Here is a 25156-nt window from a genome sequence, read left to right as displayed (position 1 = left end):
TTACGAATAGATAAGTATGATTGATATTTATTTTTTTCTTGTCGGGAGCATTCTCGCTTCCTTTCTTGGTTTGGTCATTGACCGTTTTCCAGAGCAATCCATTATCCAACCTGCTAGTCACTGCGATTCCTGTCAGACTCGCTTGCGTCCCTTAGATTTGATTCCGATTCTCTCACAGGTCTTCAATCGCTTTCGCTGTCGCTACTGCAAGGCTCGCTATCCAGTCTGGTATGCCCTCTTTGAATTAGGCTTAGGGCTCATTTTTCTGCTTTACTATTGGGGATTACTTTCCTTGGGACAAGTCATTCTAATCACTGCTGGTTTGACCTTGGGAATCTACGACTTTCGCCATCAGGAATATCCCCTACTGGTCTGGATGACTTTTCATATAATCCTCATAGCTTTCTGTGGTTGGAGTCTGATTATGCTCTTCTTCCTTGTTCTAGGAATAATAGCCCATTTTATCGATATCCGCATGGGCGCAGGGGATTTTCTCTTTTTAGCTTCCTGCTCTCTCGTCTTTAGCGTAACCGAATTACTTATCTTGATTCAGTTTGCTTCTGCGACAGGGATTCTAGCCTTTCTCCTACAAAAGAAAAAGGAAAGACTTCCTTTCGTGCCTTTCCTCTTACTCGCTACTTGTGTGATTATTTTTGGTAAGCTACTGCTTGTTTGATAAAGTCCTGAATCGGCTCTCCTTGATGGAGAGCTTTTACGATTTTTGAACCGACGATAACACCATCTGACACCTCATTGAAGCGTTCTACATCGGCTTGACTAGATACACCAAAACCTGTCAAGACTGGGATATCGGCTACTTGATGAAGTTGTGCCAAGTGCTTATCCAAGTCTGCACGGTAATTGCCTGATTTCCCTGTCACCCCATTGATGGCAACGGCATAGACAAATCCTTCTGCCCCTTCAATCAACTCTTTCTGGCGCTCAATTCCTGTAGTCAAGCTTACTAGGGGAATCAAGGCAATGTCTGTGTCTGCCAAAAATGGTTCTACAAAGTTGGCATGCTCATGAGGCAGGTCTGGAATAATCAATCCCTTAACGGCTGTATCCGCCAAATCTTTGACAAAGTTCTCCACACCGTACTGAAAGAGGGGGTTGAAGTAGGTCATGATGACCAGTGGAACCTCTGTTTCAATGGTTTTCAAGGTTTCAACCAAAGCCTGGGTAGAAGTGCCGTGGGCTAGACTGCGCAAGCCGGCTTCTTCGATAACAGGCCCATCTGCAACTGGATCTGAAAAGGGAATGCCCACTTCAATAGCAGAGACACCCAAATCTTCTAAAAAGTGGATTGTTTCAGCTAGACCATCCAAACCTTTCTCATGGTCTCCAGCCATGATATAGGGAACGAAAATTCCTTTTCCAGTCGCTTTAATAGCGTTCAATTTTTCTGTTAGTGTCTTAGGCATGAGCTTCTCCCTTCTTTGCTGCATCTGCTTCCAAGCGGTCTTTGACTTGGACCACATCCTTGTCCCCACGACCTGATAGACAGACTATCATGGATTTGTCTGGACCAAGTTCTTTGGCCAATTTCACCGCAAAAGCAATAGCATGGCTAGATTCCAAGGCTGGGATAATCCCTTCCACACGAGACAAGAGTTGGAATCCTTCCAAGGCTTCTTCGTCCGTCACAGGAACATAGCTGGCACGTTTGATATCGTGGTAGTGAGAATGTTCTGGACCGATACCAGGATAGTCCAAACCTGCTGAGATAGAGAAGGCTTCAAGAATTTGACCATGGGCATCTTGGAGCACATCCATGAGGGAACCGTGAAGGACACCAGGACGACCCTTGGTCAAGGTAGCTGCATGGTGCTCTGTATCCACACCAAGTCCAGCCGCTTCAGCCCCATACATGGCTACAGACTCATCTTCTACAAAGGGATGGAAGAGACCGATGGCATTCGACCCACCACCAACACAGGCTACTAGGGCATCTGGCAGATCTTGTCCTGTCAAGTCGCGGTACTGTTGTTTAGCTTCTCGACCAATGACACTTTGGAAGTCACGAACAATTTCTGGGAATGGATGAGGTCCCAAGGCAGAACCAAGGATATAGTGGGTATCATCGATATTTGCCACCCACGAACGAAGGGCTGCATTAACTGCATCCTTGAGTACGCGCGAACCATCTGTCACTGCCTCAACCTTGGCTCCTAAAAGCTCCATACGGAAGACATTGAGTGCTTGGCGTTTGACATCTTCCTCACCCATGTAGATAGTACATTCCATGTTAAAGAGGGCTGCAGCAGTTGCAGTTGCCACACCGTGCTGACCAGCACCTGTTTCAGCGATAATTTTCTTTTTACCCATGCGTTTGGCAAGCAAAACTTGTCCCAAGGCATTGTTAATCTTGTGGGCCCCTGTATGGTTAAGGTCTTCACGTTTTAGATAAATCTTGGCTCCGCCAATATGCTGGGTCAAGTTTTTTGCGTAGTAAAGGGGAGTTTCACGTCCCACATACTGGCGCAAGAGTTGGTTCAATTCCTCTTGGAAACTTGGGTCTGCCTGACTTTCACGGTAGGCCTTCTCCAACTCCAAAACTGCTGTCATCAATGTTTCTGGGACGAAACGTCCGCCGAATTTTCCGTAAAATCCATCTTTATTTGGTTCTTGATATGCCATGCTTTACCCTCTCTATAAATCTTCTAATCTTTTCATGATCTTTTTGTCCGTCTGTCTCCACTCCACTTGATACATCTACTGCATAGGGAGTAAAGTGTTGAATTGCTTTTACTACATTGTCTTCATTAAGGCCACCTGCGATAAAGAAAGGCTGAGTTAGTCCAATCGTATCCAGTTGAGCCCAGTCAAAGGTCTGGCCACTCCCAGCCACAGGGGCATCAAAGAGTAGATAGTCTGCCTGAGAATTGGGTACATGTCCCTCTCCATCCACCTGCACAGCCTGAATGCTAGCACAAGGCAAATTCTCAAATAAATCATCTGCCACCTGACCGTGAACTTGAACCAAGTCCAAGCCAACTTTGTCAATCGCTTCTAGCAGTTCTGCCCGACTTGGTGAAACAAATACGCCAACCTTTTTGACATCTACAGGAATAAGCTTTGCCAGCTCAGCAGCCTGATCCAAGGTTACCTGTCTTTTACTAGGTGCAAAGACAAAACCGATGTAGTCGGCTCCTGCTGAAACGGCTGTTTCCACCGCTTCTTTGGTCGATAGTCCACAAATCTTAACCTTTGTCAATCTGCAACTCCTTGATTCTCTGGGCTACATCTTCTGCCTGCATGAGAGCTGTCCCTACTAAAATTCCGTTAACGTATGGCGCTACTCTTTCCGCATCCTGCCCTGTGAAAATAGCAGATTCAGAAATGTACAAGCAATCATCTTTGAAATGTTTAGCTAAGTCTACACTGGTCTGCAAGTCAACTTCAAAGGTGGTCAAGTTGCGGTTATTGACTCCGATAATCTGGGCACCAAGTCTGTGAGCCACTTCTAGTTCAGCTAGATTGTGAGTTTCCACCAAGACTTCCAGACCAAGCTCTGTCGCATAGTCATAAAGTTCCTTGAGGCGTTCTTCGGACAAGGCTACCACAATGAGCAGGATGACTGTCGCACCTGCATTGCGAGCGCGGATGATTTGCTTTTCATCGATGATAAAGTCCTTGTTGAGCGTTGGAATCTGTACCTGACTGGAAATCTCCCGTAGATAATTCAAATGTCCTTTAAAGAAAACTTCATCTGTCAGAACAGAAATCATCACTGCTCCGTTCGCTTCATAAGTCTGGGCCTGTTGCACAATATCCACATCTAGATTGATATCTCCCAGACTAGGGCTAGCTTTCTTGACTTCAGCGATTACCTGTAAACGGTCTTGGTGTTGTTTTAGATAGTCAGCCAAGCGATAGGTCTGGCGCAGGGGCTGGATTTCCTCCAACTTCATCTGCTCAACCTCACGCGCCTTCTGCTCCAAAATTCGTGCTAAAAATTCCTGACTCATTTTTGGTACTCCTGTAACAGTCTGAGTTTTTCAAGGGCCTTGCCACTAGCAATGACTTGACGAGCTAAGGCAACTCCTTCCTTGATGCTAGCTACCTTACCATTAGCATAGAAACCAAGACCAGCATTCAAGACTGTCGTTTCCAAGAATGGACTTGGTTCGTTTTTAAGAACGCTAAGCAAAATTTCTGCATTTTCCTGAGCATTGCCTCCACGAATATCTTCGATAGCGTAGCGCTCCATCCCTAAATCCTCTGGAGTAAAGCTTGACAAGGTGATTTCGCCATTTTCAAGAAGTGCAATCTTGGTTGTTCCATTCAAACCAGCTTCATCAAGACCTTCTGGTCCAGCAACCACGATGGCACGTTTGCGACCCATGTTTTTCAAAACCTGAGCTGTACTTTCTAGAAGTTCTGGACGACTAATTCCAAGAAGCTGTGTTTCCAAAGCCATTGGGTGAATCAGTGGACCAGTCAAGTTCATAATCGTTGGAATCCCCAATTCCAAACGAGCTGGCATGATGTATTTCATGGCTGGGTGCATATTTTTAGCAAAGAGAAAGACGATTCCAGTTTTATCAAAGACCTTACCTAGTTCAGCTGGTTTGAGGTCTAGATTGATACCCAAGGCTTCTAGGACATCTGCAGAACCAGATTTAGAAGAAATCGAGCGGTTACCATGCTTGGCCATGTGGACACCGCCACCAGCCAAGACAAAGGCTGCAGTTGTTGAAATATTAAAGCTGAAAGACTTGTCCCCACCTGTACCACAGTTGTCCATGGCATCATGAATCTCAGTTGGAATGTGTTGAGCATGTCCTCTCATAACTTGGGCAATGGCTGTGCGCTCTTCAGGTGTTTCTCCCTTCATCTTAAGGGCCAAGAGGAGAGAAGCAATCTGCGCTTCGGTTACACGGCCAGTTACGATACGCTCAATGACGTCCGTCATTTCCACACCTGATAAATTTTCAAATTTTGCTAATTTTTCAATAATCTCTTTCATCCTAGTTTCCTCACTTTACAACCTTCTCGATAAAATTTCGAATAGAAGACAAGCCATCTGGCGTTCCGATACTCTCTGGATGGTACTGGAAGCCATAAATCGGTAGGTTTTTATGTTGAATCCCCATGATGGCTTGGTCATCAGTCGAACGAGCTGTCACTTCAAAGTCTTCTGGCATTTCTTCAATCAAAATACTGTGATAACGCATGACCGCACGGCCATCTTCAATGCCTTGATACAAAACAGATGGCGCTTCAAAGCTGATATTGCTCTGTTTCCCATGCATGACCTTTGGAGCCAAACCTAACTTACCACCAAATACTTCTGCGATGGCTTGGTGACCCAAACAAATCCCTAGAATTGGCTTCTTGCCTGCAAAGTCACGAATCATGTCTTCCATCTTACCAGCATCAACTGGCCAACCAGGACCAGGAGAAAAGACCAGACCATCTGCTTTTTCAGCTTCTTCATACAGTTTGGGATCATCATTTCTCAAGACCTGTACTTCTGCAAAATTCCCAATGTATTGCGCCAAGTTATAGGTAAAAGAATCATAGTTGTCAATCAATAAAATCATGGTCTTAGTTCTCCAATTCTAGTCATAGATTTTGCTTTGTTAATGGTTTCTTGGTATTCGTTTTGGGCGATAGAGTCGTAGACAATCCCTGCCCCAGCCTGCACATAAGCTGTTTGATTTTTGAGAATCATAGTTCGGATGGCGATGGCCAAATCCATATCACCCGTCGCTGACAAGTAGCCGATTGCTCCTGCGTATACGCCTCGTTTTTCCGTTTCCAGTTCATAGATGCGTCTCATAGCCCGTATCTTTGGTGCTCCTGAAACTGTTCCAGCTGGAAGTGTTGATTTCAAAGCATCCATGGCAGTGAGTTCTGGAAGCAAACGCCCCTTGACCACACTGGTCAAATGCATGACATAACGGAAAAGCTCCACTTCCATATACTTAGTGACTTGGACACTGGCCGTTTCAGAGATGCGGCCAATATCATTACGACCCAAGTCTACTAACATTCGATGCTCTGCTGTTTCCTTCTCATCCGAAAGCAGGTCTGTCGCCAAAGCCTTGTCTTCTTCATCCGTAGCTCCTCTTGGTCGCGTACCTGCAATCGGATTGGTTGTCACGATGCCATTTTTGACAGAAACCAAACTTTCTGGACTAGCTCCGATGATTTGATAATCCCCAAAATCATAGAAATAAAGGTAATTAGAAGGATTAGTCACGCGGAGATTTCTGTAGAAGTCAAATGGATTTCCAGTAACTTCTGCTGAGAAGCGCTGACTGAGTACACATTGGAACATATCGCCATTACGAATCAAGTCACGAGCTGTTTCCACCATTTCCTCAAACTTCTGAGGAGCGATATGCGGTTTGAAGTCCAGTGGAGATAGATCCAAGTCTTCAAATTCATTTGGAGCAGGAATGCGTAATTCCTCAAGCACTTGATTCAAGGCTTTTTCCAAGTCAACTTGGCTACGATCGCTATAGAGAGCATCTTCAATGACATGAATTTTTTCCTTCTTGTGGTCAAAGACCATATAACTCTCATAGACAAAGAAATGCATGTCTGGCGTTCCAATAGTATCTTGAGGAATTTGACCAATTTCTTCATAAAGCGAAATCATATCGTAACCAACAAATCCAATGGCTCCCCCACCAAAAGGGAGGTCTGAATGGTGCTGGCTCTTATGAGTCACTTCATAAAGGAAATCCAAGGGATCCCGATCAATCACTTGACCATTTTGATAAAGGATCCCATTTTCAAACTTAATCTCAAAAACTGGATTATAGGCTAGGATAGAAAAACGAGCTGTTTCCTTGTCTCTCGGAATACTTTCTAAAATAACCTTGTGTTGCCCCTTTAAGCGCATATAAGCCAAGATTGGTGATAAGACATCTCCATGAATGATTCGTTCCATTGTAATTTCCCTTTCAGTTCTAATTCTAGTTGGTGGCGACTGTATGAAAAATCCCCACGCAAAATAACTTGCGTGAGGACGAAATTCGCGGTGCCACCTCAATTATAGGATTTCTCCTATCTCTCATTCCTGTCTCAGATACCTCCTGTAACAGGCTGTGCGATAAAGGGCACTCCCTTGAGAATTATGTTTTCTTCTCTCGTTTCAGATGGACCCAACCTTACAGCATTCTCTGCTTGTTTTCAGCAACCACAAGCTCTCTGTGAGAGAAAAGACTGTAATTTTTCCATCTTTTATTTTTTAGCTTCTAGGTAGTCCGCAATTGCAGCTACGTCCTTGTCTCCACGACCAGAGACATTGATGATGATAATGTCGTCTTTACTTAGTTTTGGTGCACGTTTAACCGCTTCTGCGATAGCGTGCGAACTTTCAATCGCTGGGATAATTCCTTCTGTCTTGCTGAGAAGGAGGAGAGCCTGAACAGCTTCTTCGTCTGTCGCAGCCACATATTCCACGCGACCTGAATCTTTAAAGTAGGCGTGTTCTGGGCCAACCCCTGGATAGTCCAATCCAGCTGAGATAGAGTAAACTGGAGCTAGCTCTCCATCTTCCTTAAAGACTGCATAGGTCTTCATGCCGTCGACAATTCCGATACTACCTTTTGTCATAGTAGCTGCGTGCTTGTCTGTGTCAAGTCCATGACCTGCAGCTTCGACCCCAACCAATTTAACTTCTTCATCAGCCACATACTGAGAAAAAGCACCGATGGCATTGGAACCTCCACCTACACAGGCAATAACGTAGTCTGGTAAACGACCTTCTTTTCCCAAAATTTGACGGCGAGATTCTTCACTGATGACCTTTTGGAACTCATGGACAATAGTAGGATAAGGGTGAGGTCCAACAGCAGATCCCAGAACGTAGAAGGCTTCAAGGTCATTCATCCACGCTCCAAAGGCTGCATCAACAGCATCTTTGAGGGTACGAGTCCCTGTTTCAACTGCATGAACAGTTGCTCCCATCATCTCCATACGGAAAACATTGAGACGTTGGCGTTCCACATCTTCTGCCCCCATGTAGACATCACAAGCCATACCAAACTTAGCTGCAGCAGCTGCAGTCGCAACACCGTGCTGACCAGCTCCTGTTTCCGCAATCACTCGTTTTTTGCCCATGCGTTTAGCAAGAAGAATTTGTCCTAAAACGTTATTGAGCTTGTGAGAACCAAGATGGTTAAGGTCTTCGCGCTTGAGGTAAATCTTAGCTCCATCTAAGTGGTCTGTCAAACTTTCTGCAAAATAGAGCGGTGTTTCGCGACCTGAATAGTCCTTTAAGTAATGACGAAATTCTGCCAAAAACTCTGGATCATCCTTGTACTTGTCAAATGTCACTTCCAACTCGTCCAACAAAGCCTGAATCGGCTCCGGTACAAAACTACCACCAAATTGTCCAAAATAACCTTTAGTTGTCATAAAATTTTCCTCTTTCTATATTGATTTCAAGATATGAAAAAGCCCACACACAGAATTAAATTCCGTGTGAGGGCGTTGGTAACGCGGTGCCACCTCAATTATAAAGGGACTATCCCTTTACATCTCTGCCTTGTCTAACAACAAGTTGCACTGTAAGGTGTGCGCACCGAATTTTCATTGTTTCAAATTCATTTTTAAAATCAGCCCACTTTCACTACTTCCAACCACCTGTTCACAATGACCACAGGCTCCCTGAAGATCAAAAATAGTTACTTTTCTGATTTGTTGAACTTATTTTAATACTTTGTTTTTTCTTTGTCAAGACTTTTTTACAATTTTTTTGAAAGATGTGTGATTCGAATGTGATAATGTCTTTAGTAAATCGAACGTGAAAATGTCCCACTTGTTAGAAATTGGATCCAACTCAATAGAAACTGAATAGATGCTAAACAGAACTTACTTTAGAACACTCCATCTTTTCCATTAGGATTTTCAAGAATTAAACAATACTAGAAACTCTGTCTCCTAACAAGTTTAGTAGAAACTTCAACAGATGTGACACTTTCCCCCTTTATAATTGCTAATACCCCTTCAATCATTTCTTGAGCTAATTTAACATAATTAGGAGAAATTGTAGATAAAGCTGGAGTGTAATATTGAGAAATTGGAATATTGTCAAATCCGATTATTGAAATATCCTCAGGAATAGTAATTTCCTTCTCATAGCAAGCACGAATCAATCCCTGTACTTTCTCATCCCCGGATACAAAAACCAAATCAGGATAATTTTGATTAGATAGATGTCTTGTAGCATATGAATAAACCGAATCTATTGTAGTTAGACCATATACAACTTTCAAATCCATTTCATAGTTTTTATCATTTAAAAAAGCACGAACCCCTCTCTCTCGATCCATATTAACAAGGGATTCTCCTCCCATAAGTAACCACATACTATTAATGTTTTCTTTTGATACTAATTTCATCATGTCATAAGTGGCCTGAAAATTGTTGTTAGAAACATACACAACATTAGGTGTTCTAGATTCTCCAAAAACTATGAATGGAATTTTATTCTTTTGTAAGTAATTAATCCGAATATCTTCTTTACTTTCATAAAATACTATTACACCATCTATCAAACTTCCTGTACTCGAGATTATTGAATTACTAATTGTATCCTCTTCACTAAAATATTCAACAATAGCGTTAACACCATACTCTTTACAAGTTTGTAAAACTTTATCTAATAAAGTTTGGAACCAAATTAAAGGAAAAGAGTCGATTTTTTTTACAGAAATCAATATATTTATAGCTTCTTTTTTAGTTAAATTTCTTGCATACGCATTTGGAATATACGACAATTCTTCTATAACTTTTTGAATCGCTTGATAAGTTTCTTCTTTAACATTTACTCCACCATTAATAACTCGTGAAACTGTTTTTGGAGAAAAACCTGATAAACGTGCAATATCATATATCGTTACCTTTTTCCCTTTTTCCATTAAAATACTCCTGTCATAAACCTTCACTATAACTATACAATATTTAAATTATTTTAACAAGAAAATTACATTCTAATCTTTTAATCTAGTTTACATCTGGAGGAAATACTTCACCAAATCTACATTAACTTTCAGTACTAGTAACATAAATTTTACAATTCAATTCACTGTTTTGTACTATTTTGTAAACTGCATTACAAATCACCGGATAAGAAAATACACTACCTGAAAATTCCAAGGAATCATTTTCAGTAAATCCTTCTGTATTTAGAAATGTATTCATTATCTGTTCAATATAACACTCTAATATGGGAACAGCTTTCTCCTTAACAATAACATTTCTAAGCATTTCTTCAAATGGTAAATGACAAGCGAACACCATCTCACAAACATCATAAAATGAATGGAAGTGGTATACCTGTATGAGATTATAGTCATCAAAATAAGTTATTTTTCCTGCATCAAAATCCACTTTATATACTCTCAAATTAGTTAGATCCTTTTCTTCAAAAATTATTATGGACACCTCTAAAAACTACCGATTTTCTATTTTTATTGCTCAGAAAACGTTGATACATCAATGTTTAAAAGTATTGAAATTGAGTTTTTAGATGTGCCCTTATATTTCTTATTATTTAAAGAAAACAAAAGGACAAAAACATCTGTCCCTTTGTTTACTAAATTTCAGCTAATTTCTTCGACATAAATAACACCTACAATATTAGCAATTTCTTCCATCAAACGAAGATGTTCAAATCTTCCTGATAGTTCTAGAGTAATAAATGATGCTATTTTTTTTTCTGGAACATCAAAATATTCAATTCTTTCTGAATTAACATCTCCAAATGCAGTTCTAGAATCAGTCATTCTAATGCCATTCTCAGCACAGTATACTAGTACCCGATTATATGCCTCTGTAGATCTAACAACGATATACAATTCTATTATCTTTGAACGACTTTGAAGATATTTTTTTAAAGGTTGGAACATAGTTATAACACTCCAAACAGACACTGCTCCTAGTACGGCTCCTTCATAAAAACCAACACCTATAGCTAGACCGATTCCAGCTGAAGCCCATATTCCGGCTGCAGTTGTTAAACCAGTTATTTTCTTTTTATCTGTAATAAGTATTGTTCCAGCCCCAAGAAAACCAACACCTGATATAACTTGCGCACCTAAGCGTGTAGGATCTCCTGTACCAAATTTATAAGATACATACTCATTAGTCATCATAATTAAACATGCAGCCAGACAAACAATACTATGTGTACGAATACCTGCTGGTTGAGATTTACTTCCTCTCTCTAAACCAATTACACCACCAATAACTAATGAAAGTACAATTCTTAATACAATTTCGATATATGATAGTCCTAAGCTTGTTGCCTGCATTATTATTTCCTTTTTCTACTAGCTGGTCTCTGAGTAAAGTATAATACAGAACCAGAAATTATCATTAATACAATAGTATAAACGAACACAAGTGCTTGAGCATTTGAAGTTGCTGTTTCATCACCTGCTGAACGAATAGTTATACCCAGCGGTTGAGCTAATGGATGGTAAAGAAATACAGATAAGTCGAAGTCAGTTAATAAAGAGTTAAAGTTTAAAGCAATAACAGAGAGAACAACCGGTAAAATAAATGGAATGATAACCTTCATCATAGTATAAAAAGGTGAAGCACCCATACTTCTTGCTGCATCTTCCATCTCATCATCAACACTAAATAAAATAGCACGTACCATTCTATAAGAAAATGGGATTTTTACAACTATATATGCAATAAGTAGAATTACCAAACTACCTACCAAAATCTGATTCAAGACAAGAAATTGTGGCTGATTAAAAGTAAATAATAAACTTACTGCTAAAAGTGTACTTGGTAGTAACCAAGGAAGTAGAGCACCATATTCAAATAAGAAATCAAAGCGAGATTTATGTTTTCTGACAACTCGAGCAAATATAACTGCGAGAATTGTTGCTGTTGTCGCAGCGATAATAGAATAAATAAAGCTGACCAAGAATGGAGAGAATGCCGCACTATTACTAAAGAATAAGCGATAATTTTCTAAAGTAAAGTTTGATAATGTTAAGTTACCTGTTTGAATTGCAACTGGATCTGTAAATGAGTATAATACTATAAAAATTAGTGGAAGCATGAAAACTGTGAACAATCCATATGCAACAATGTGAGCAATGATATTCCAAGGCTTAGATGCAATTTTTTGTTTTTTAAGAGGCGCTTTAGTCTTAGAGATAGAAATATAATTTCCACCTTTTTCTATCTTATTCATGATAGTAAGCAAAATTGTAGTTGCAATACCTAAAATAATTGCAAGTAAGGCAGCTAAATCACGAGAATTCCCCATCCCTGCAAATGTAATAATCATTGGATTTATAGTTTGAAATCCTTTACCACCAACAATCATGGGTGCTGCTACTGCAGACAAACCACTAAGAAAAACCATAATAGTAAGTGCAAATAGAGTTGGAATTAAGGTTGGTAACACTACTTTTCGGAAAACAGTAAATGGTTTTGCTCCCATATTTCGTGCAGCCTCAATAGTGTGATAGTCAACGCTTCGAATTGTATTTGTTAAAAACAATGTATGATTAGCAGTTCCTGAAAATGTCATAATGAATAAGACTGCACCATACCCAATAAACCAGTTAGGGTCTAAAGAAGGGATAACATTTTGTAAAAATTTTGTTATCAATCCATAAGGACCATAGACAAATTTATATCCAGTCGCTAAAACCACTCCTCCATAAATTAAAGAGGTCATATAGCCTAATTTTAAAATTTTAGCACCTTTAATATCAAAGTACTCTGTAAATAGAACACAAAGAATACCTACGACATTAACTGTAATAATGAGTGAAAATGCTAACTTAAAACTGTTCATAATACTCTGAAGTGCCCTCTCAGATTTTAGAACACGATGTACAGCTTCAAGGGAAAATTCTCCTCCTTTTACAAATACATTCACTACTAGATCAAAGTTTGGATAAATAATAAATATTACTAGGAACCAGATTAACCCTAAACGAATAAGCCAATCTTTTAAATTTAATTTATGACGCATACTGCACCTCCTTAAAATTGCAGAACGTCTGATGGTGTGATAAATAAGTCCACACTTTCTCCGACAGATCTAATAGCAGCCTGACTATCAATACTTGTTACATTAAGAATCTGACTTTCAGAAACTTTTATTGTATAGTGAATTGTAACTCCAGAAAACTCAACATCAATAATTGTTCCTTTTAGAATGAAATCTTGTTCAGTTTCACGATTGAATCGAACTTTCTCTAATCGAATGTATCCTTTTTTATCTTCTAAGAAAACGCTTGCATTTTTAAGTAATACTTCGTGGACTGTTTCATCGGTCAAAACATTAATATCGCCAATAAAATCACATACAAATTCAGTTTGAGAATTATGATAAATCTCTACAGGTGTACCGACCTGTTCGATGTATCCATTGTTAAAGACTGCAATTCTATCAGATAAAGTTAAGGCTTCCTCTTGATCATGAGTAACATATAAAGTAGTAATACCTAACTCTTTTTGAAGTCTTTTCAACTCTTTTCTCAAATCTACACGTAATTTTGCGTCAAGGTTTGACAATGGTTCATCTAGACAAAGAATTTTAGGTTCAAGAACCAGAGCACGAGCCAATGCTACCCTTTGTTGTTGACCCCCAGATAATTCTGATACATTACGCTGTAACTGTTGATCAGAGATCTTAATTTTTGCTGCTACTGCTGATACTTTAGCTTTAATAACATCTGGAGCTACCTTCTTAACTTTTAAACCAAATGCAATATTATCAAAAACAGTCATAGTTGGAAATAGCGCATAAGATTGAAATACAATACCAATTCCACGCTTTTCAGGTTCCAAATGAGTGACATCTGTTCCATTAACTTCAATACTTCCTGATGATGGATCTAGAAAACCTACCAATGCTCTCAAAGTAGTTGATTTACCACATCCTGAAGGCCCAAGAAATGTAAAAAATTCCCCTTCATGTATATCTAAATTCAGATTATCAATTGCAACAAAATCACCATATTTAATTTGAATATTATCAAATTTAATCATCTCACTAACTCCCTCTATTACTAAACCAAAAGCCTCTCTTTATTTCTTCCATAAATTTAGAAATAATAGAGAGACTTGGACATAAAAATTAACTCTTATTTCTTATTGTACGTATTCTAATTCAGCTTTTTCTACCCATTCATCCAAATGCTTTCCAACAGCTTCCCAGTCAATATTTTGTGGTTTCACTTGATCAACAAATTTCTTAGTATCTTCTGGTAGATCTTTGAGGGCATCTTTATTTGCAGGAATAGATCCAAAGTTCTTACTATATTCTACTTGAATTTCTGATTGACCAAACCAATCAATAAATTCTTTAGCTAACGCTTGTTTTTTACTAGTGCTTAAAACCATAGTTTGTTCAGTTACAAATGGTACACCAATCTCAGGAGTCATAACTTTGAAAACAACATTTTGTTCTTTTTGTCCAACTAATGCACCAGAACCCCACATCATTCCATATTGTATTGGATCTTCTTTGTCTAACATCTTAACAATTGAACTTTCTCCCTTTTGAAGAGTGTATGCATTTTTCAAATATTCTTTTGCTACTTCCCAACCTTTTTCGGAAACACCTAATTCACCTTTATCATCAAGGTATCGAACTAAGATACTTGCTAGAATTGCCCGTCCTGTACCACCTTGAAGACCAGAAATTGAATACTTACCTTTATACTTACTACCTAATTCAGTCCAATCTTTAGGCATTTCTTTTACATCAGGCGCCCCAATTAAAACTAATGGTTGAACAATCACAGGATTATAATAATTATCTTTATCGGATAAAGATTGATCAATTTTATCTAACCATTTAGGCTTGTACTGTACTAGTAATTTTTGATCTCTAATTTTATTTGAATCAACAGCACCAATTCCAAATACCATATCTGCAACTGCATTATTCTTCTCAGCAATAACACGGTCTGCTAATTGAGCGCCAGGGATATCAACCATTTTGATATTAAAACCAGCTTCTTTTGCTTTAGCAGTTAACCAATCACCACGACCATTTGAGACTGAGTTCGAATAGATTACTAGTTCTTGACTTTTATCAGCTTTTTCTTCAGATGAAGAAGCAGTCGTAGAATTTGAACCTCCAGAGCAAGCAGCAAGTGTAGTAAGAGCAACTCCCGTTGCAAGTACAGTAGACCAAACTTTCATTTTTTTCATGATAAGTTCTCCTTTTTTATTATTTTATTTAAATTTTTCATGATATGGAACAAATTGTCTCATATCTTCAAATACAGTATAGTCAATACGGTTTACAGTAATAGTTGGAATCTTCTCTAATAAAATTTCAGTTAATTCTGCTCTGACTTTAGTAAACTCTTCTTCCTCCTCTTCGGTTAGAGGAATCCGAAGATACCCAATTGAAATATGGAATTGATATCTATCATGATTTGGGAAACGAACACCTGCTTTTTCTGAGACATAAGTACGAATTTCTTCTAATCTCTTTGCAGAAGCTTCATCTGCAGGTTCAACTAGTATGTTTTGTTTCCCCATTTCAGTTACACGCATATGAATTTCTTCGTCCAACAATGGAAAAATGTCAAGTTGTTTAGCAAAGTAATCATGTATTTCCTGTAAAGGTGTATCTAGAGGAAGATTACTGCTCCAAAACTCCGTTTCACGATTTTCATGGCACAACAATTCAATTACAGTCATGTGAATAGAATTCCTTGGAGTTAAAGTAAACTTATCGATAAATGGTAATTCTCTATAACGTGATTGAATAATATCAACAACTTCCATCAAATCTTGTTTAGTATAAAGATTTGCTACAACTGTATTTCCAGGGAAATGATTGAATTCCCCATTCTCTTTGAACTTAATTTTTGTTAAGTTTTTCATATAAAGACCTTCTTTTTTATATTTGACATCGGTGTCACCATGTTTACATTATACAATGAAACCGTTTACTTTGTCAAGCGCTTTCAAACATTTTTTTAAAAAAATTTATCTTTCATTAAATATGCATTTCATTAAAAGGTTAAGTAATTTTTCCAAAATACAGCACTCATATAGACAGTATCATCAATTATAGCCATTGGGATTTTTTGATTGCCAATTCCATGTATCTCTACACATGTCTTCAATCGATTTTGTTGTCCTCCAATTTAATTCCTTATATGCTTTGTCTGCATTTGCATAACAAGTCGCAACGTCTCCTGATCGTCTTGGTACAATTTTATACGGAATTGGAACCTTATTAACACTTTCAAATGTATTTACAAGTTGTAATACACTTGTGCCTTCTCCTGAACCAAGGTTATAAATATAAACATCTGTTTTTTCAGATACTTTTTCTAAAGCTTTTATATGCCCTATCGCTAAATCCACTACATGGATATAATCGCGAACACCAGTACCATCTACCGTATCATAATCATCTCCAAAAACACTTAGCTCTGGTCGCTTACCTACCGCTACTTGTGCAATAAAAGGCATTAAGTTGTTAGGAATGCCTGATGGATCTTCTCCAATCAACCCCGACTCATGAGCACCAATCGGATTGAAATAACGAAGCAACGCAATACTCCACTCTGAATCTGCTACATGAACATCTTTTAAAATTTGTTCAAGCATCACTTTTGTGTACCCATACGGATTCGTTGCACTTGTCGGCATCGTCTCAATAAGGGGAGACTGATTGTGAACGCCGTATACAGTCGCACTCGATGAAAATACAATCTTTTTAACATTAAACTCTGACATCACTTCAACAAGAGCTAATGTGCTCATAATATTATTTTCGTAATACATTACAGGCTTTTGCACGGATTCTCCGACAGCTTTGTATCCTGCAAAATGAATTGCAGCCTCAATAGATTCTTGTTCAAAAACTTTTCTCAATCCTTGTTTATCACAGACATCTAATTCGTAAAACGCAGGACGTTGCCCTGTAATTGCTTCAATACGATCTAATACTAAAATGCTTGAGTTTGAAAGGTTGTCGACAATAACGACTTCCTTACCTAAATTTAGTAATTCTACTACGGTATGGCTACCAATATAACCAGCTCCGCCTGTTACCAATATTGCCATTTTTACTTCCTCCTAATTAATTCCAACCGATTTAACAAATCTCATAAATGCTTCTTGTCCGGTTTGAGTATTCTTATAAACACCTGCATCTTCGAGAACTCTCGCAAATACTTGCCCTACTTCATGTTGAACTACGCTATGAACCTCCTTCTCTTTAAGTCCAGGATATTTTTCTTTCAATTGAACGGCCCATTCTAAATGATAATCAGCAATTGCGTTATCTTTTCCTAAAAGATATTTCTCAACTTCTTCTAACTCTGTTTTCAAACGAGGTGGTAAAATCGCAAGTCCCATCACTTCGATTAACCCAATATTTTCCTTTTTAATATGTTGTACATCTTGATGAGGATGGAAAACACCATCTGGGTATTGTTCAGTAGTATGATTATCTCTTAGAACAATATCTAATTCATATCTTCCGTCCACTTTACGAGCAATAGGAGTCACCGTATGGTGTGGGACATCTGCAGTCATTGCAATGATGTCTACTTCTAAATCTGAATATTCTCTCCACTTGTTTAGAATTTTAGTAGCTAAATCTAACAAGCGATTTTTATTTTCACTTTGTAACCTAATTACTGACATTGGCCATTTTACAATACCAGCATTCACATCCTCAAAGTCTTTAAAACGAAATTCACTCTCAAATTTTGCTTTTTCCATTGGGAAAATATATTTCCCTCCCTGGTAGTGGTTATGACTAAGAATGGAACCTCCTGAGATAGGAAGATCAGAATTTGAACCAGCAAAATATCCTGGCAAAATATCAACAATCTCCAATAATTGTTCAAATGTTTTAGAGGTAATAGCCATTGGTACATGTTGACTATTCAAAAATATCGCATGCTCATTAAAATATGAGTAGGGAGAATACTGGAATCCCCATACTTCGTCACCAAGTTTCAACCGAATAATTCTATGATTCGAACGTGCTGGATAATTTATTCGCCCCTGATATCCTTCATTTTCCATGCATAGTAAACATTTGGGATAATTAGTTGCTTTTACTAATTTTTCAGCAGCAATTGTTTTTGGATCTTTTTCGGGTTTTGACAAATTTATCGTAATCTCTAGCTCTCCGTATTTAGTTGATGCTCGAAACTCAATATTCTTAGCAATAGCAGAAGTTTTAATATAATCACCATCTTTACTTAATTTATAAAACTCTTCAACTGCTTCTTGAGGTGATATATCATATGAACTCCAAAAAATATCATTTAATCGACTAGGTAAAGGAACTATGAAATTCATTAACTCTGCTCCTAAACATTCCTTTTCCTCGATTAAATCTTTAATTTTACCGTTTTTTAAGGCGATTTCCACTAAGTAATCTTTTATTAGTTTCAGGTCATTTTCATCGGAAATGCAATCAGTTCCCTCCTCACCTATTAACGCTAGTACTCTATTTTTCACATATATTTTGTCAATTTCATTATACATTCCGTATTCAATTACTCTATCAACAAAATTATCAATAATTGTTTTCATATATTTTTCTTTCTAATTTATGTTCCCATATTTTCTATACATTATCCATTTATAAATTGATTGCGTAGTATGAGCAATTTTATCAAGGTGATGAATAATATCTAAAGCACCAATTACTTCAGAAACGTTCCCATCATCTTCAAATATGTAATTCATTATTTTCTTTTCAATATTTATACTAAGCTCTTCTATCTCATTCTGTTTTTGTATAACAACCATATCTAAACATTCAGATTGTTCCTCTCTATAACAAGATATAGCCCTATTCATATGCAGTCCGATAACTTCATGAAGTATTTTTATTTCTGAAATAATTTTCTTCAACATTTCATTATTTTGAATAATCTGTAGATTTTTTAAAATTTCAACAATTCTATCCCCAATACGTTCAATGTCAGTTGATATTTTTATTACACTAATAATTCTTCTTAAGTCATATGAAACAGGATGTTGTAAACAAATTAACTCATATCCTTTTTTATCAATATTTAGAACTGACTCATTTATGATTAAATCTTCTTTAATCAATTTTACTCGTTCTTCATTTGATAAATATTCAAATAACTTCTCATATTTATCAAGCACAGATACCCAAACGGTCTCTAAATTATTTGATAATTCTATAATTTCATTTTCTAAATATAACCTTAACATTTAGGTACCTCTTCTTAACAAAGTTCAATAGTAACAATTAATATTTTAAACAATATATCAAACATCAATAACTAGAATACTTGCATCATCTTTCTTTCCATAGATTGGATCAATAGCAGAAGAATTAAATCTCATCTTAATTAACTCTTCAAAAGTTTTATTTTGATTATTTTGATAGAATTCATAAAAGCCATCGCTCATTAAAACAATTTGTTCACTAGTAACATCTATTTGATTAATAATAGCATGGTCTAAAAATCTCTCATCCAACGAACCTATCCAGTACCCACTCGGTTGATTAGATAATTTTCTGATTTTTTGTAAAATAATTTTTTTATTTAAAACACTATTTGTACCAATTGAGTCTTTTATCTCATTTTTCCCTTTTTCAAATAAGTTATCTACTCTATGATCAGTTATTTCCATTTCGTTTACTAACATGACGCAGTCACCTAGCATCATATACTCCAACTTTTTTTCTGAAAGTTTAGCAAATATAAAAGCAAATGTTGGTAAGCGATAATACTCTGTTAATTCATATGAGTTTAAACCGATTTCATCTTTAACCTCGAGTAAAGCAGTTTCAAATATTTGTTTAAGAGTTTTTGATTCTTTACAATTAACCGACAAACTTTCTGATAAAATATGTACAACTTCTGAGACTGAATAACCTATCTCCTCTTTAGAATTATATAAATCTGTAGCTCCATCAATAATCCAAAAATACTGATTTTGTGAACCTACAGCATCCTCATTTTCTACGGAACTTCCTTGTATCGAACAAATTTTATTTATCTTTACCATAATACTTCAACCCTTTTAGTGTCAAAAGTAAACCAATTCCTGTCACTGTTAAGAATAGTTCCATAATCTTGTTCGAACCAGTCTTTGGTAATTTTTGTTTTACCTCTACTATTTCTTTAGATTTATTAATATGATTTTCAGTTTCTCTGCCATCTCCAACTATTTTATGGTTCACTTCTTCTATCTTATTATCTTGTTTATTGTCGATCTTGTCATTAATTTGTCTATTATCTTTACTTGAGTTAAACTCTCCTTTCTTCTGGTTACTATCAATTACATTATTTGAATTAGATTGTTTTTCATGCACATATGAACTTGTTTTAAATTTTTCCTCTTTGTTTTTTTCTTTTTCGTTTTTATCACTTAAGTTATTTGTTACAATTTTGTAAAGCCCATTCTCCGTTACAATATTGAAATTACCATCGCTATCACGTATAACTGGTTCTTTCCCATTTGCATTAGATTTGATGAATGATATATACTTACCGGATAAATTATAAAATTGGTTATTTAAAACGGTTATTTTACCCTTTGAATCCTCAATAACAATTCCTTCTTTACCACCGAATATACTATTCTCTGAGACTACTAAATTATCACTAACTCGTAATAATTCAATATTTGGTTGTTCTGTTTCCTTAGAATTATTATTAATTACATTTTTTGTTACAGTAATATCTGATACTTTTCCTAAATATTCTGCACTATCTTTTGCTACTCTAATAGCCTTTGTTTTAGGATCAGAAATATAAAATGTATTTTCAGTAATAACGACTTTCTTATTTAAATCAAGTTCATCTTTTACATTTTTATAACTAAAAGCATTTATTAAGGCTGCACCATTTTCTCTATAATGTACACTTTCTCCTTTTACTTTCTTATCAAATCTATTTCCTTTAATTAAAATATCAGTAAATCCTGTAAAACGTACACCAGAATACATCATGTTATCAAAATGATTATTTAAAATTTTAATATTAGAGGGGTTCTGTGTCGACAATGTTTGATAGTGTGTACCAATTGCTGTTACTAATTCTCCAGATTTATCACTTTTACCAAAATAGGAATTTTGAATAGTAACATTTTCAGATTTTTTCCCATCATCATTCAAAGCATAAGGAAAACCTTTTCTAGTCAATGGTTCAATCTGAATACTCTCCTTACTTATAATTTGCCCATCTTTCATAGTTTTAGGTAAAGCTTGACCAAGAAAACGAGAATTATCGACTAATACATTTTTCGAACCTGCAATTTGAATAGCATGCCCTTGATAACTATCCTTGAATGTTACATTTTTTATAGTTACGTTATTTGAATTCCCAATAGCAAATGCACCTGAAGAATTTATAAGTGGTAGATTTTTTGCTTTAGTTCCTTCTTCATTCAAAGCACCGTTCATATCAATAGTACCACCAGAATAACTAATATCTTCTGTTGGGCCCCATTCTACTTGCGCACCATCATCCGTAAATAAACCTGTCATAAAAACAATAGAAGGGTGATTCTTAATATTTATACCATTTAGAATGGTAGCTTTCTCATTCAATTCTAAGTGTGTATGACTTTTTAAAAAAACAATTTCTTTTACTAAATAAGTTCCTTCAGGAAAATATACATTTCCTCCACCTAGTCCTTTAGCTGCAGCATCTATTGTATCTTGAATTGCTTGACGATCATCATTAACCCCGTCACCTATTGCTCCATAATCTTTAACATTCAAAGCTACGTGTTCGTTCAGATTAGTACTTAAAATAGTATTCACTTCCATCCCAGAGATGTTACCAATCATAGTATCATTTGTTATATCAGGTTTATTTTGATTAATACTCACTCCTCCATTATTATCAGTACTTAAACTTGAATTGTTATCAAGACTGAGAGTATCAGAATGGGGTTCCGCAGATAATGATGTAGATGTGCTACTCAACAAAGAGTTCATTTGCATATTATCTTTAGACGAAGAAGTTTCACCAACTACTTCATTAGCTAAAACACTTTGTGTTCCAATAAATAAAACCGCTAAGAGAACTGAGCAAACTCCCACCTTAGACTTACGAATAGAGAAAACCTCATTTTGTTGAAAAGATTTCATATTAGCCTCCAATTAAAAATATTATGTCCTAATTTAATATTCATATAAATTCCATACCAGAAAATGACACCGCTGTCATTTTCTTTATAATATATTTTTAAATCAAAATTGTCAAGGAATAACACAATAAAATATCAAAATTGTGAAAGCGTGACCATTTATATATCTAACCATACTTCTAATAATTCTTTAACCTTCCATTCAAAAGTGATTACTATCTTTCTTAGCTTGAACATAAAAATATCCTATTCACTGTATTTAAAGCATGTTGATATCTCGTAAAATACTAATTTATAAATACAAGAACAAATATCTTGTCATGCAAGCATTCACCAGGTATATTTACATGAATATCGTTCATATAGCGGATTGAAATCAAAACAATACAATATATTTCTTAAATAGATTTTCTATAAAAGCTAGATTCAAGCTCTATAAAAATAGACGCAGTTCTTCTAAAATACTGGAATAGGACATATAGATCATTGTAGACACGTGTTTTATAGATTATTTCAAAAGAATGACTAGAACATGAAAAATAGTCTCAAAACTTTGAACAATATTCTGAAAACAAAAAAGAAAGACGCGAGTTTCCACAACCTCATTCGTGGAAACTCGCGTCTTTCAAAAAATAGGGTGAATTGAAAACTAGAACAAGACACTACATTTTCTAAATGATGCCTAATAAAAATTCTAAATGCTACACCAAATTGCTCACATCTCATTTCAAACCATACAGTATATTGAAACTATAAGAGTACACCTTTGCTTCTAAAATATTGCTAGAAATTAATTTGACTATCCTGATTAATTTGTCCTGTTTTTATTTCATTTTACTATAGGACTTTCAATTGAAAACAACAGTTTTACACTCAATTAGACTTTTTAGAAACAGAATCACTATTACTTGACTGTAGTTTGTCATTTTTTTGATGAAGTTAGCACTTTTTCAGAAACTGTTTTGAAAGTCTCAATGATATAGTCCACTTCTTCATCGCTTAATTTAGTGTGAAGAGGGAGCGTAATTTCATTTTCAAAGAAGGCATAGGCCTTAGGATAATTCGCCATATCAAAGCCAAGATTCTTATAGGCTGTTAAGAGTGGAAGCGGTTTATAGTGTACGTTACTTGCAATTCCTGCTTTAGCCAATTCTTGAATGATGAGGTTGCGTTCTTCTAGGCTTGCTCCTTCTACATGGGTGATGTAGAGGTGGCGTGAAGATTCGACACTATCAGTCTTGTGTGCCAATGGATGGATACGAGAACCTGAAAAACCACGATCATAACGGTCCACGATGTCCTTACGCCGGCCAAGCAAACTTGGGTAACGATCCAATTGTACCAATCCAAGTGATGCCATGATATCTGTCATATTGCACTTGTAGGCTGGTGTTACGATATCGTATTCCCATGAGCCCAGTTGCATCTTGGCAAGAGCATCCTTAGTTTGTCCGTGAAGGGAAAGAATTTGGAATTCCTTGTACATCTCTTCGTCATCAATCGCTGGATTGGCCTTCCAAGTGGCACTTCCACCTTCTGCCGTTGTAAAGTTCTTAACAGCATGGAATGAGAAGGAAGTAAAGTCAGCGATAGAACCAGCTGGTTGTTCTTTATAAGTAGATCCCAAAGCGTGGGCACTATCAGAGACAATCACAATACGGTTAAAGGCTTTTTGCCACTTGCTTGAAGCAGTAAAGAGGTCACGTTTCTTTTCCACAACTTGGAACAAACGGTCATAGTCGCAAACAATCCCTGCAAGTTCTACTGGGATGATCACCTTAGTTTTCTCAGTGATAGCTTGCTCCAGCAAGTCATAGTCCATCTCAAACGTATCTGCTTGAATATCCACCATGACAGGGGTCGCTCCTACGTGAGTAATGACACTACATGAAGCTGTATAGGTCATGGCTGGAACGATGACTTCATCACCAGGTCCAACTTCCAAGACGCGCAAAATCAACTCAAGAGCGGCAGTTGCAGAATTGAGGCAGACAGTCTTAGGCGTCTGTGTGTATTGAGACAAGCGACGCTCTAGTTCTTTTGTCTTAGGACCTGTTGTGATCCAACCAGAACGCAGGGTATCCGCTACTTCAGCAATTTCTGCTTCCGTAATATCGGGTGGTGAAAATGGAATATTGTAATTTGGCATTGATTTGCTCCTTTTATTTGTACTCATTTTCTCATGACTACTTTATTTTAGCACTTCAAACACGGTTTGAAACATGATTTTGATGTCTCCAAGGAAACTAAACTCTCGGAGATAGGCAAGGTTATAGCGCATCTTTTCAGGAAGAACATGCTCCACATAGGCCTGGTCAACCGACAAACCTTTCTCCGTCATTTGACTAATAATGGTGTCCTCATCCTTGTAGTTGATGCTGGCTGGAGAGGTAATCCCTGCTGGTAAAAGCAAGGTTGCCATCATTTCAGGGCTATACTGCTCTGTGTAACGAGGCACTTCAGGACGCGTCCCTACAAAGGACATCTCACCTTTAAGAACATTGACCAGCTGAGGCAGTTCGTCCAAACGCACACGGCGGATGAAATTGCCAACCTTGGTAATGCGACTATCGTTAGCAGAAGTCACCAAACTTCCTTTTTTGTCTGCATCCGTCACCATGGTACGGAACTTCCAAATCTTGAAAGGTCGATTGTACTGGGTCACGCGCTCTTGCTTGTAAATCACTGGCCCCTTGCTATCCAACTTGATCCAAATACTCAAGATGAGAAAAACTGGTGAAGTCAAAATTAGCAAGACCAAGGCCAAAGCCCAATCCAAACAACGCTTGAAAATCAGCGAACCCTTCCTTTTAGAGACAAGCTGGTAGTAAGACTCAACCTCGCTTGATTTCATTTCCACGGGCAAGTCTTCCCATTTCAGCATGCTGTTTCTCCTTTGTTTTTATTATACTATTTGTCAACATTTTTCATTATACCACAAAATGGAAAAGGCGGTGAAAGAACAATGTCATTAAGTTAAGAAATTCAAATACAATTCTGTATTTGGGTTTCTTTTTTATGTGATAAACTTATAGTTAAGGAGGGATTTCCCATGATAAAACAGATAAAAGCCCAC

The 25156-nt window shown here is 37.0% G+C and carries 22 protein-coding genes and 2 other annotated features; of the genes, 1 reads left to right on the top strand and 21 read right to left on the bottom strand.

What is annotated here, in order from left to right:
• Positions 1–16 precede the first annotated feature (16 nt).
• Positions 17–676: a prepilin peptidase gene (locus K4Z77_RS04540; protein ID WP_224218592.1), complete on the top strand. Its 660-nt coding sequence runs from the start codon at positions 17–19 to the stop codon at positions 674–676.
• On the opposite strand, the gene trpA is transcribed toward K4Z77_RS04540, so the two are convergent.
• The 21 genes from trpA to K4Z77_RS04435 all read right to left on the bottom strand — a co-directional run bounded on the left by trpA (position 648) and on the right by K4Z77_RS04435 (position 24964).
• Entirely contained in the window at positions 648–1424 is a 777-nt protein-coding gene (gene trpA / locus K4Z77_RS04535; RefSeq protein WP_224218591.1) for a tryptophan synthase subunit alpha, read from the bottom strand. The two genes, K4Z77_RS04540 and trpA, sit on opposite strands and share 29 nt — an antisense overlap.
• Positions 1417–2640, bottom strand: a complete 1224-nt coding sequence (gene trpB / locus K4Z77_RS04530) for a tryptophan synthase subunit beta (protein ID WP_000331265.1) — start codon at positions 2638–2640, stop codon at positions 1417–1419. The genes trpA and trpB (K4Z77_RS04530) overlap by 8 nt, the downstream gene beginning before the upstream one ends.
• Positions 2618–3217: a phosphoribosylanthranilate isomerase gene (locus K4Z77_RS04525; RefSeq protein ID WP_224218590.1), complete on the bottom strand. Its 600-nt coding sequence runs from the start codon at positions 3215–3217 to the stop codon at positions 2618–2620. Before K4Z77_RS04525 ends, trpB (K4Z77_RS04530) begins: the two co-directional genes overlap by 23 nt.
• Positions 3204–3971, bottom strand: coding sequence for an indole-3-glycerol phosphate synthase TrpC (gene trpC / locus K4Z77_RS04520; protein ID WP_224218589.1), 768 nt, complete (start codon positions 3969–3971; stop codon positions 3204–3206). The genes K4Z77_RS04525 and trpC overlap by 14 nt, the downstream gene beginning before the upstream one ends.
• Positions 3968–4972, bottom strand: coding sequence for an anthranilate phosphoribosyltransferase (gene trpD / locus K4Z77_RS04515; RefSeq protein ID WP_004256041.1), 1005 nt, complete (start codon positions 4970–4972; stop codon positions 3968–3970). The genes trpC and trpD overlap by 4 nt, the downstream gene beginning before the upstream one ends.
• A 10-nt stretch (positions 4973–4982) precedes the next feature.
• Complete coding sequence (locus K4Z77_RS04510; RefSeq protein ID WP_000601909.1) at positions 4983–5549, bottom strand: aminodeoxychorismate/anthranilate synthase component II; 567 nt, start codon at positions 5547–5549, stop codon at positions 4983–4985.
• Positions 5546–6907, bottom strand: coding sequence for an anthranilate synthase component I (trpE, locus tag K4Z77_RS04505; RefSeq protein ID WP_224218588.1), 1362 nt, complete (start codon positions 6905–6907; stop codon positions 5546–5548). Before trpE ends, K4Z77_RS04510 begins: the two co-directional genes overlap by 4 nt.
• A 71-nt stretch (positions 6908–6978) precedes the next feature.
• Positions 6979–7204: a binding site (T-box leader), on the bottom strand.
• Positions 7201–8379 carry a tryptophan synthase subunit beta gene (gene trpB, locus K4Z77_RS04500; protein WP_224218587.1) on the bottom strand — a complete coding sequence of 393 codons (1179 nt, stop codon included), beginning with the start codon at positions 8377–8379 and terminating at the stop codon, positions 7201–7203. (Overlaps the previous feature by 4 nt.)
• Positions 8380–8444: 65 nt before the next feature.
• Positions 8445–8668 (bottom strand) — a binding site (T-box leader).
• Between the two features lie 220 nt (positions 8669–8888).
• Positions 8889–9884 carry a LacI family DNA-binding transcriptional regulator gene (locus K4Z77_RS04495; RefSeq protein ID WP_224218586.1) on the bottom strand — a complete coding sequence of 332 codons (996 nt, stop codon included), beginning with the start codon at positions 9882–9884 and terminating at the stop codon, positions 8889–8891.
• Positions 9885–10568: 684 nt separating this feature from the next.
• Entirely contained in the window at positions 10569–11279 is a 711-nt protein-coding gene (locus K4Z77_RS04490; protein ID WP_001149046.1) for an MgtC/SapB family protein, read from the bottom strand.
• A 2-nt stretch (positions 11280–11281) separates the two neighbouring features.
• On the bottom strand, positions 11282–12973 hold the full coding sequence (locus tag K4Z77_RS04485; RefSeq protein ID WP_224218585.1) for an ABC transporter permease: 1692 nt from the start codon (positions 12971–12973) through the stop codon (positions 11282–11284).
• Positions 12974–12984: 11 nt separating this feature from the next.
• Positions 12985–13995: an ABC transporter ATP-binding protein gene (locus K4Z77_RS04480; RefSeq protein ID WP_000589137.1), complete on the bottom strand. Its 1011-nt coding sequence runs from the start codon at positions 13993–13995 to the stop codon at positions 12985–12987.
• 102 nt (positions 13996–14097) lie between these two features.
• Positions 14098–15165, bottom strand: coding sequence for an extracellular solute-binding protein (locus K4Z77_RS04475; protein ID WP_000738377.1), 1068 nt, complete (start codon positions 15163–15165; stop codon positions 14098–14100).
• Positions 15166–15189: 24 nt separating this feature from the next.
• Positions 15190–15849: a DUF1868 domain-containing protein gene (locus K4Z77_RS04470; protein ID WP_130885614.1), complete on the bottom strand. Its 660-nt coding sequence runs from the start codon at positions 15847–15849 to the stop codon at positions 15190–15192.
• Between the two features lie 183 nt (positions 15850–16032).
• Positions 16033–17043, bottom strand: coding sequence for a UDP-glucose 4-epimerase GalE (gene galE / locus K4Z77_RS04465; RefSeq protein WP_057487890.1), 1011 nt, complete (start codon positions 17041–17043; stop codon positions 16033–16035).
• Positions 17044–17055: 12 nt separating this feature from the next.
• Positions 17056–18531 (bottom strand): UDP-glucose--hexose-1-phosphate uridylyltransferase, encoded by a 1476-nt coding sequence (galT, locus tag K4Z77_RS04460; protein WP_224218584.1) that lies wholly within the window; start codon positions 18529–18531, stop codon positions 17056–17058.
• Between the two features lie 12 nt (positions 18532–18543).
• Positions 18544–19185: a phosphate signaling complex PhoU family protein gene (locus K4Z77_RS04455; protein ID WP_224218583.1), complete on the bottom strand. Its 642-nt coding sequence runs from the start codon at positions 19183–19185 to the stop codon at positions 18544–18546.
• Positions 19186–19242: 57 nt separating this feature from the next.
• A complete protein-coding gene (locus K4Z77_RS04450; RefSeq protein WP_023935650.1) occupies positions 19243–19989 on the bottom strand; it encodes a protein phosphatase 2C domain-containing protein in 747 nt (248 codons plus the stop codon).
• Positions 19973–22081, bottom strand: coding sequence for a glycosyl hydrolase family 28-related protein (locus K4Z77_RS04445; protein WP_000834742.1), 2109 nt, complete (start codon positions 22079–22081; stop codon positions 19973–19975). Before K4Z77_RS04445 ends, K4Z77_RS04450 begins: the two co-directional genes overlap by 17 nt.
• Positions 22082–23002: 921 nt before the next feature.
• The gene (locus K4Z77_RS04440) at positions 23003–24229 is read right to left on the bottom strand and encodes a DegT/DnrJ/EryC1/StrS family aminotransferase (protein WP_224218582.1); all 1227 of its coding nucleotides are present in this window, start codon (positions 24227–24229) and stop codon (positions 23003–23005) included.
• A 42-nt stretch (positions 24230–24271) separates the two neighbouring features.
• Positions 24272–24964 (bottom strand): sugar transferase, encoded by a 693-nt coding sequence (locus tag K4Z77_RS04435; protein WP_000922186.1) that lies wholly within the window; start codon positions 24962–24964, stop codon positions 24272–24274.
• Positions 24965–25156: the final 192 nt, after the last annotated feature.

It is taken from the genome of Streptococcus mitis subsp. hohhotensis, assembly GCF_020089495.2.
Taxonomy (GTDB): Bacteria; Bacillota; Bacilli; order Lactobacillales; family Streptococcaceae; genus Streptococcus; species Streptococcus hohhotensis.
This window is presented reverse-complemented; position numbering and strand designations above follow the sequence as displayed.

Excerpts from the sequence above, each read along its gene's own strand:
- trpD (WP_004256041.1), bottom strand. The coding sequence starts at position 4,972 with ATGAAAGAGATTATTGAAAAATTAGCAAAATTTGAAAATTTATCAGGT.
- galE (WP_057487890.1), bottom strand. The coding sequence starts at position 17,043 with ATGGCAATATTGGTAACAGGCGGAGCTGGTTATATTGGTAGCCATACC.
- trpE (WP_224218588.1), bottom strand. The coding sequence starts at position 6,907 with ATGGAACGAATCATTCATGGAGATGTCTTATCACCAATCTTGGCTTAT.
- galT (WP_224218584.1), bottom strand. The coding sequence starts at position 18,531 with ATGAAAACAATTATTGATAATTTTGTTGATAGAGTAATTGAATACGGA.
- K4Z77_RS04440 (WP_224218582.1), bottom strand. The coding sequence starts at position 24,229 with ATGCCAAATTACAATATTCCATTTTCACCACCCGATATTACGGAAGCA.
- trpB (WP_224218587.1), bottom strand. The coding sequence starts at position 8,379 with ATGACAACTAAAGGTTATTTTGGACAATTTGGTGGTAGTTTTGTACCG.
- K4Z77_RS04490 (WP_001149046.1), bottom strand. The coding sequence starts at position 11,279 with ATGCAGGCAACAAGCTTAGGACTATCATATATCGAAATTGTATTAAGA.
- K4Z77_RS04445 (WP_000834742.1), bottom strand. The coding sequence starts at position 22,081 with ATGAAATCTTTTCAACAAAATGAGGTTTTCTCTATTCGTAAGTCTAAG.
- trpC (WP_224218589.1), bottom strand. The coding sequence starts at position 3,971 with ATGAGTCAGGAATTTTTAGCACGAATTTTGGAGCAGAAGGCGCGTGAG.
- K4Z77_RS04470 (WP_130885614.1), bottom strand. The coding sequence starts at position 15,849 with ATGAAAAACTTAACAAAAATTAAGTTCAAAGAGAATGGGGAATTCAAT.
- K4Z77_RS04435 (WP_000922186.1), bottom strand. The coding sequence starts at position 24,964 with ATGCTGAAATGGGAAGACTTGCCCGTGGAAATGAAATCAAGCGAGGTT.
- K4Z77_RS04475 (WP_000738377.1), bottom strand. The coding sequence starts at position 15,165 with ATGAAAAAAATGAAAGTTTGGTCTACTGTACTTGCAACGGGAGTTGCT.
- trpB (WP_000331265.1), bottom strand. The coding sequence starts at position 2,640 with ATGGCATATCAAGAACCAAATAAAGATGGATTTTACGGAAAATTCGGC.
- K4Z77_RS04480 (WP_000589137.1), bottom strand. The coding sequence starts at position 13,995 with ATGATTAAATTTGATAATATTCAAATTAAATATGGTGATTTTGTTGCA.
- K4Z77_RS04495 (WP_224218586.1), bottom strand. The coding sequence starts at position 9,884 with ATGGAAAAAGGGAAAAAGGTAACGATATATGATATTGCACGTTTATCA.
- K4Z77_RS04485 (WP_224218585.1), bottom strand. The coding sequence starts at position 12,973 with ATGCGTCATAAATTAAATTTAAAAGATTGGCTTATTCGTTTAGGGTTA.
- K4Z77_RS04540 (WP_224218592.1), top strand. The coding sequence starts at position 17 with ATGATTGATATTTATTTTTTTCTTGTCGGGAGCATTCTCGCTTCCTTT.
- K4Z77_RS04450 (WP_023935650.1), bottom strand. The coding sequence starts at position 19,989 with ATGGTAAAGATAAATAAAATTTGTTCGATACAAGGAAGTTCCGTAGAA.
- K4Z77_RS04510 (WP_000601909.1), bottom strand. The coding sequence starts at position 5,549 with ATGATTTTATTGATTGACAACTATGATTCTTTTACCTATAACTTGGCG.
- trpA (WP_224218591.1), bottom strand. The coding sequence starts at position 1,424 with ATGCCTAAGACACTAACAGAAAAATTGAACGCTATTAAAGCGACTGGA.
- K4Z77_RS04455 (WP_224218583.1), bottom strand. The coding sequence starts at position 19,185 with ATGTTAAGGTTATATTTAGAAAATGAAATTATAGAATTATCAAATAAT.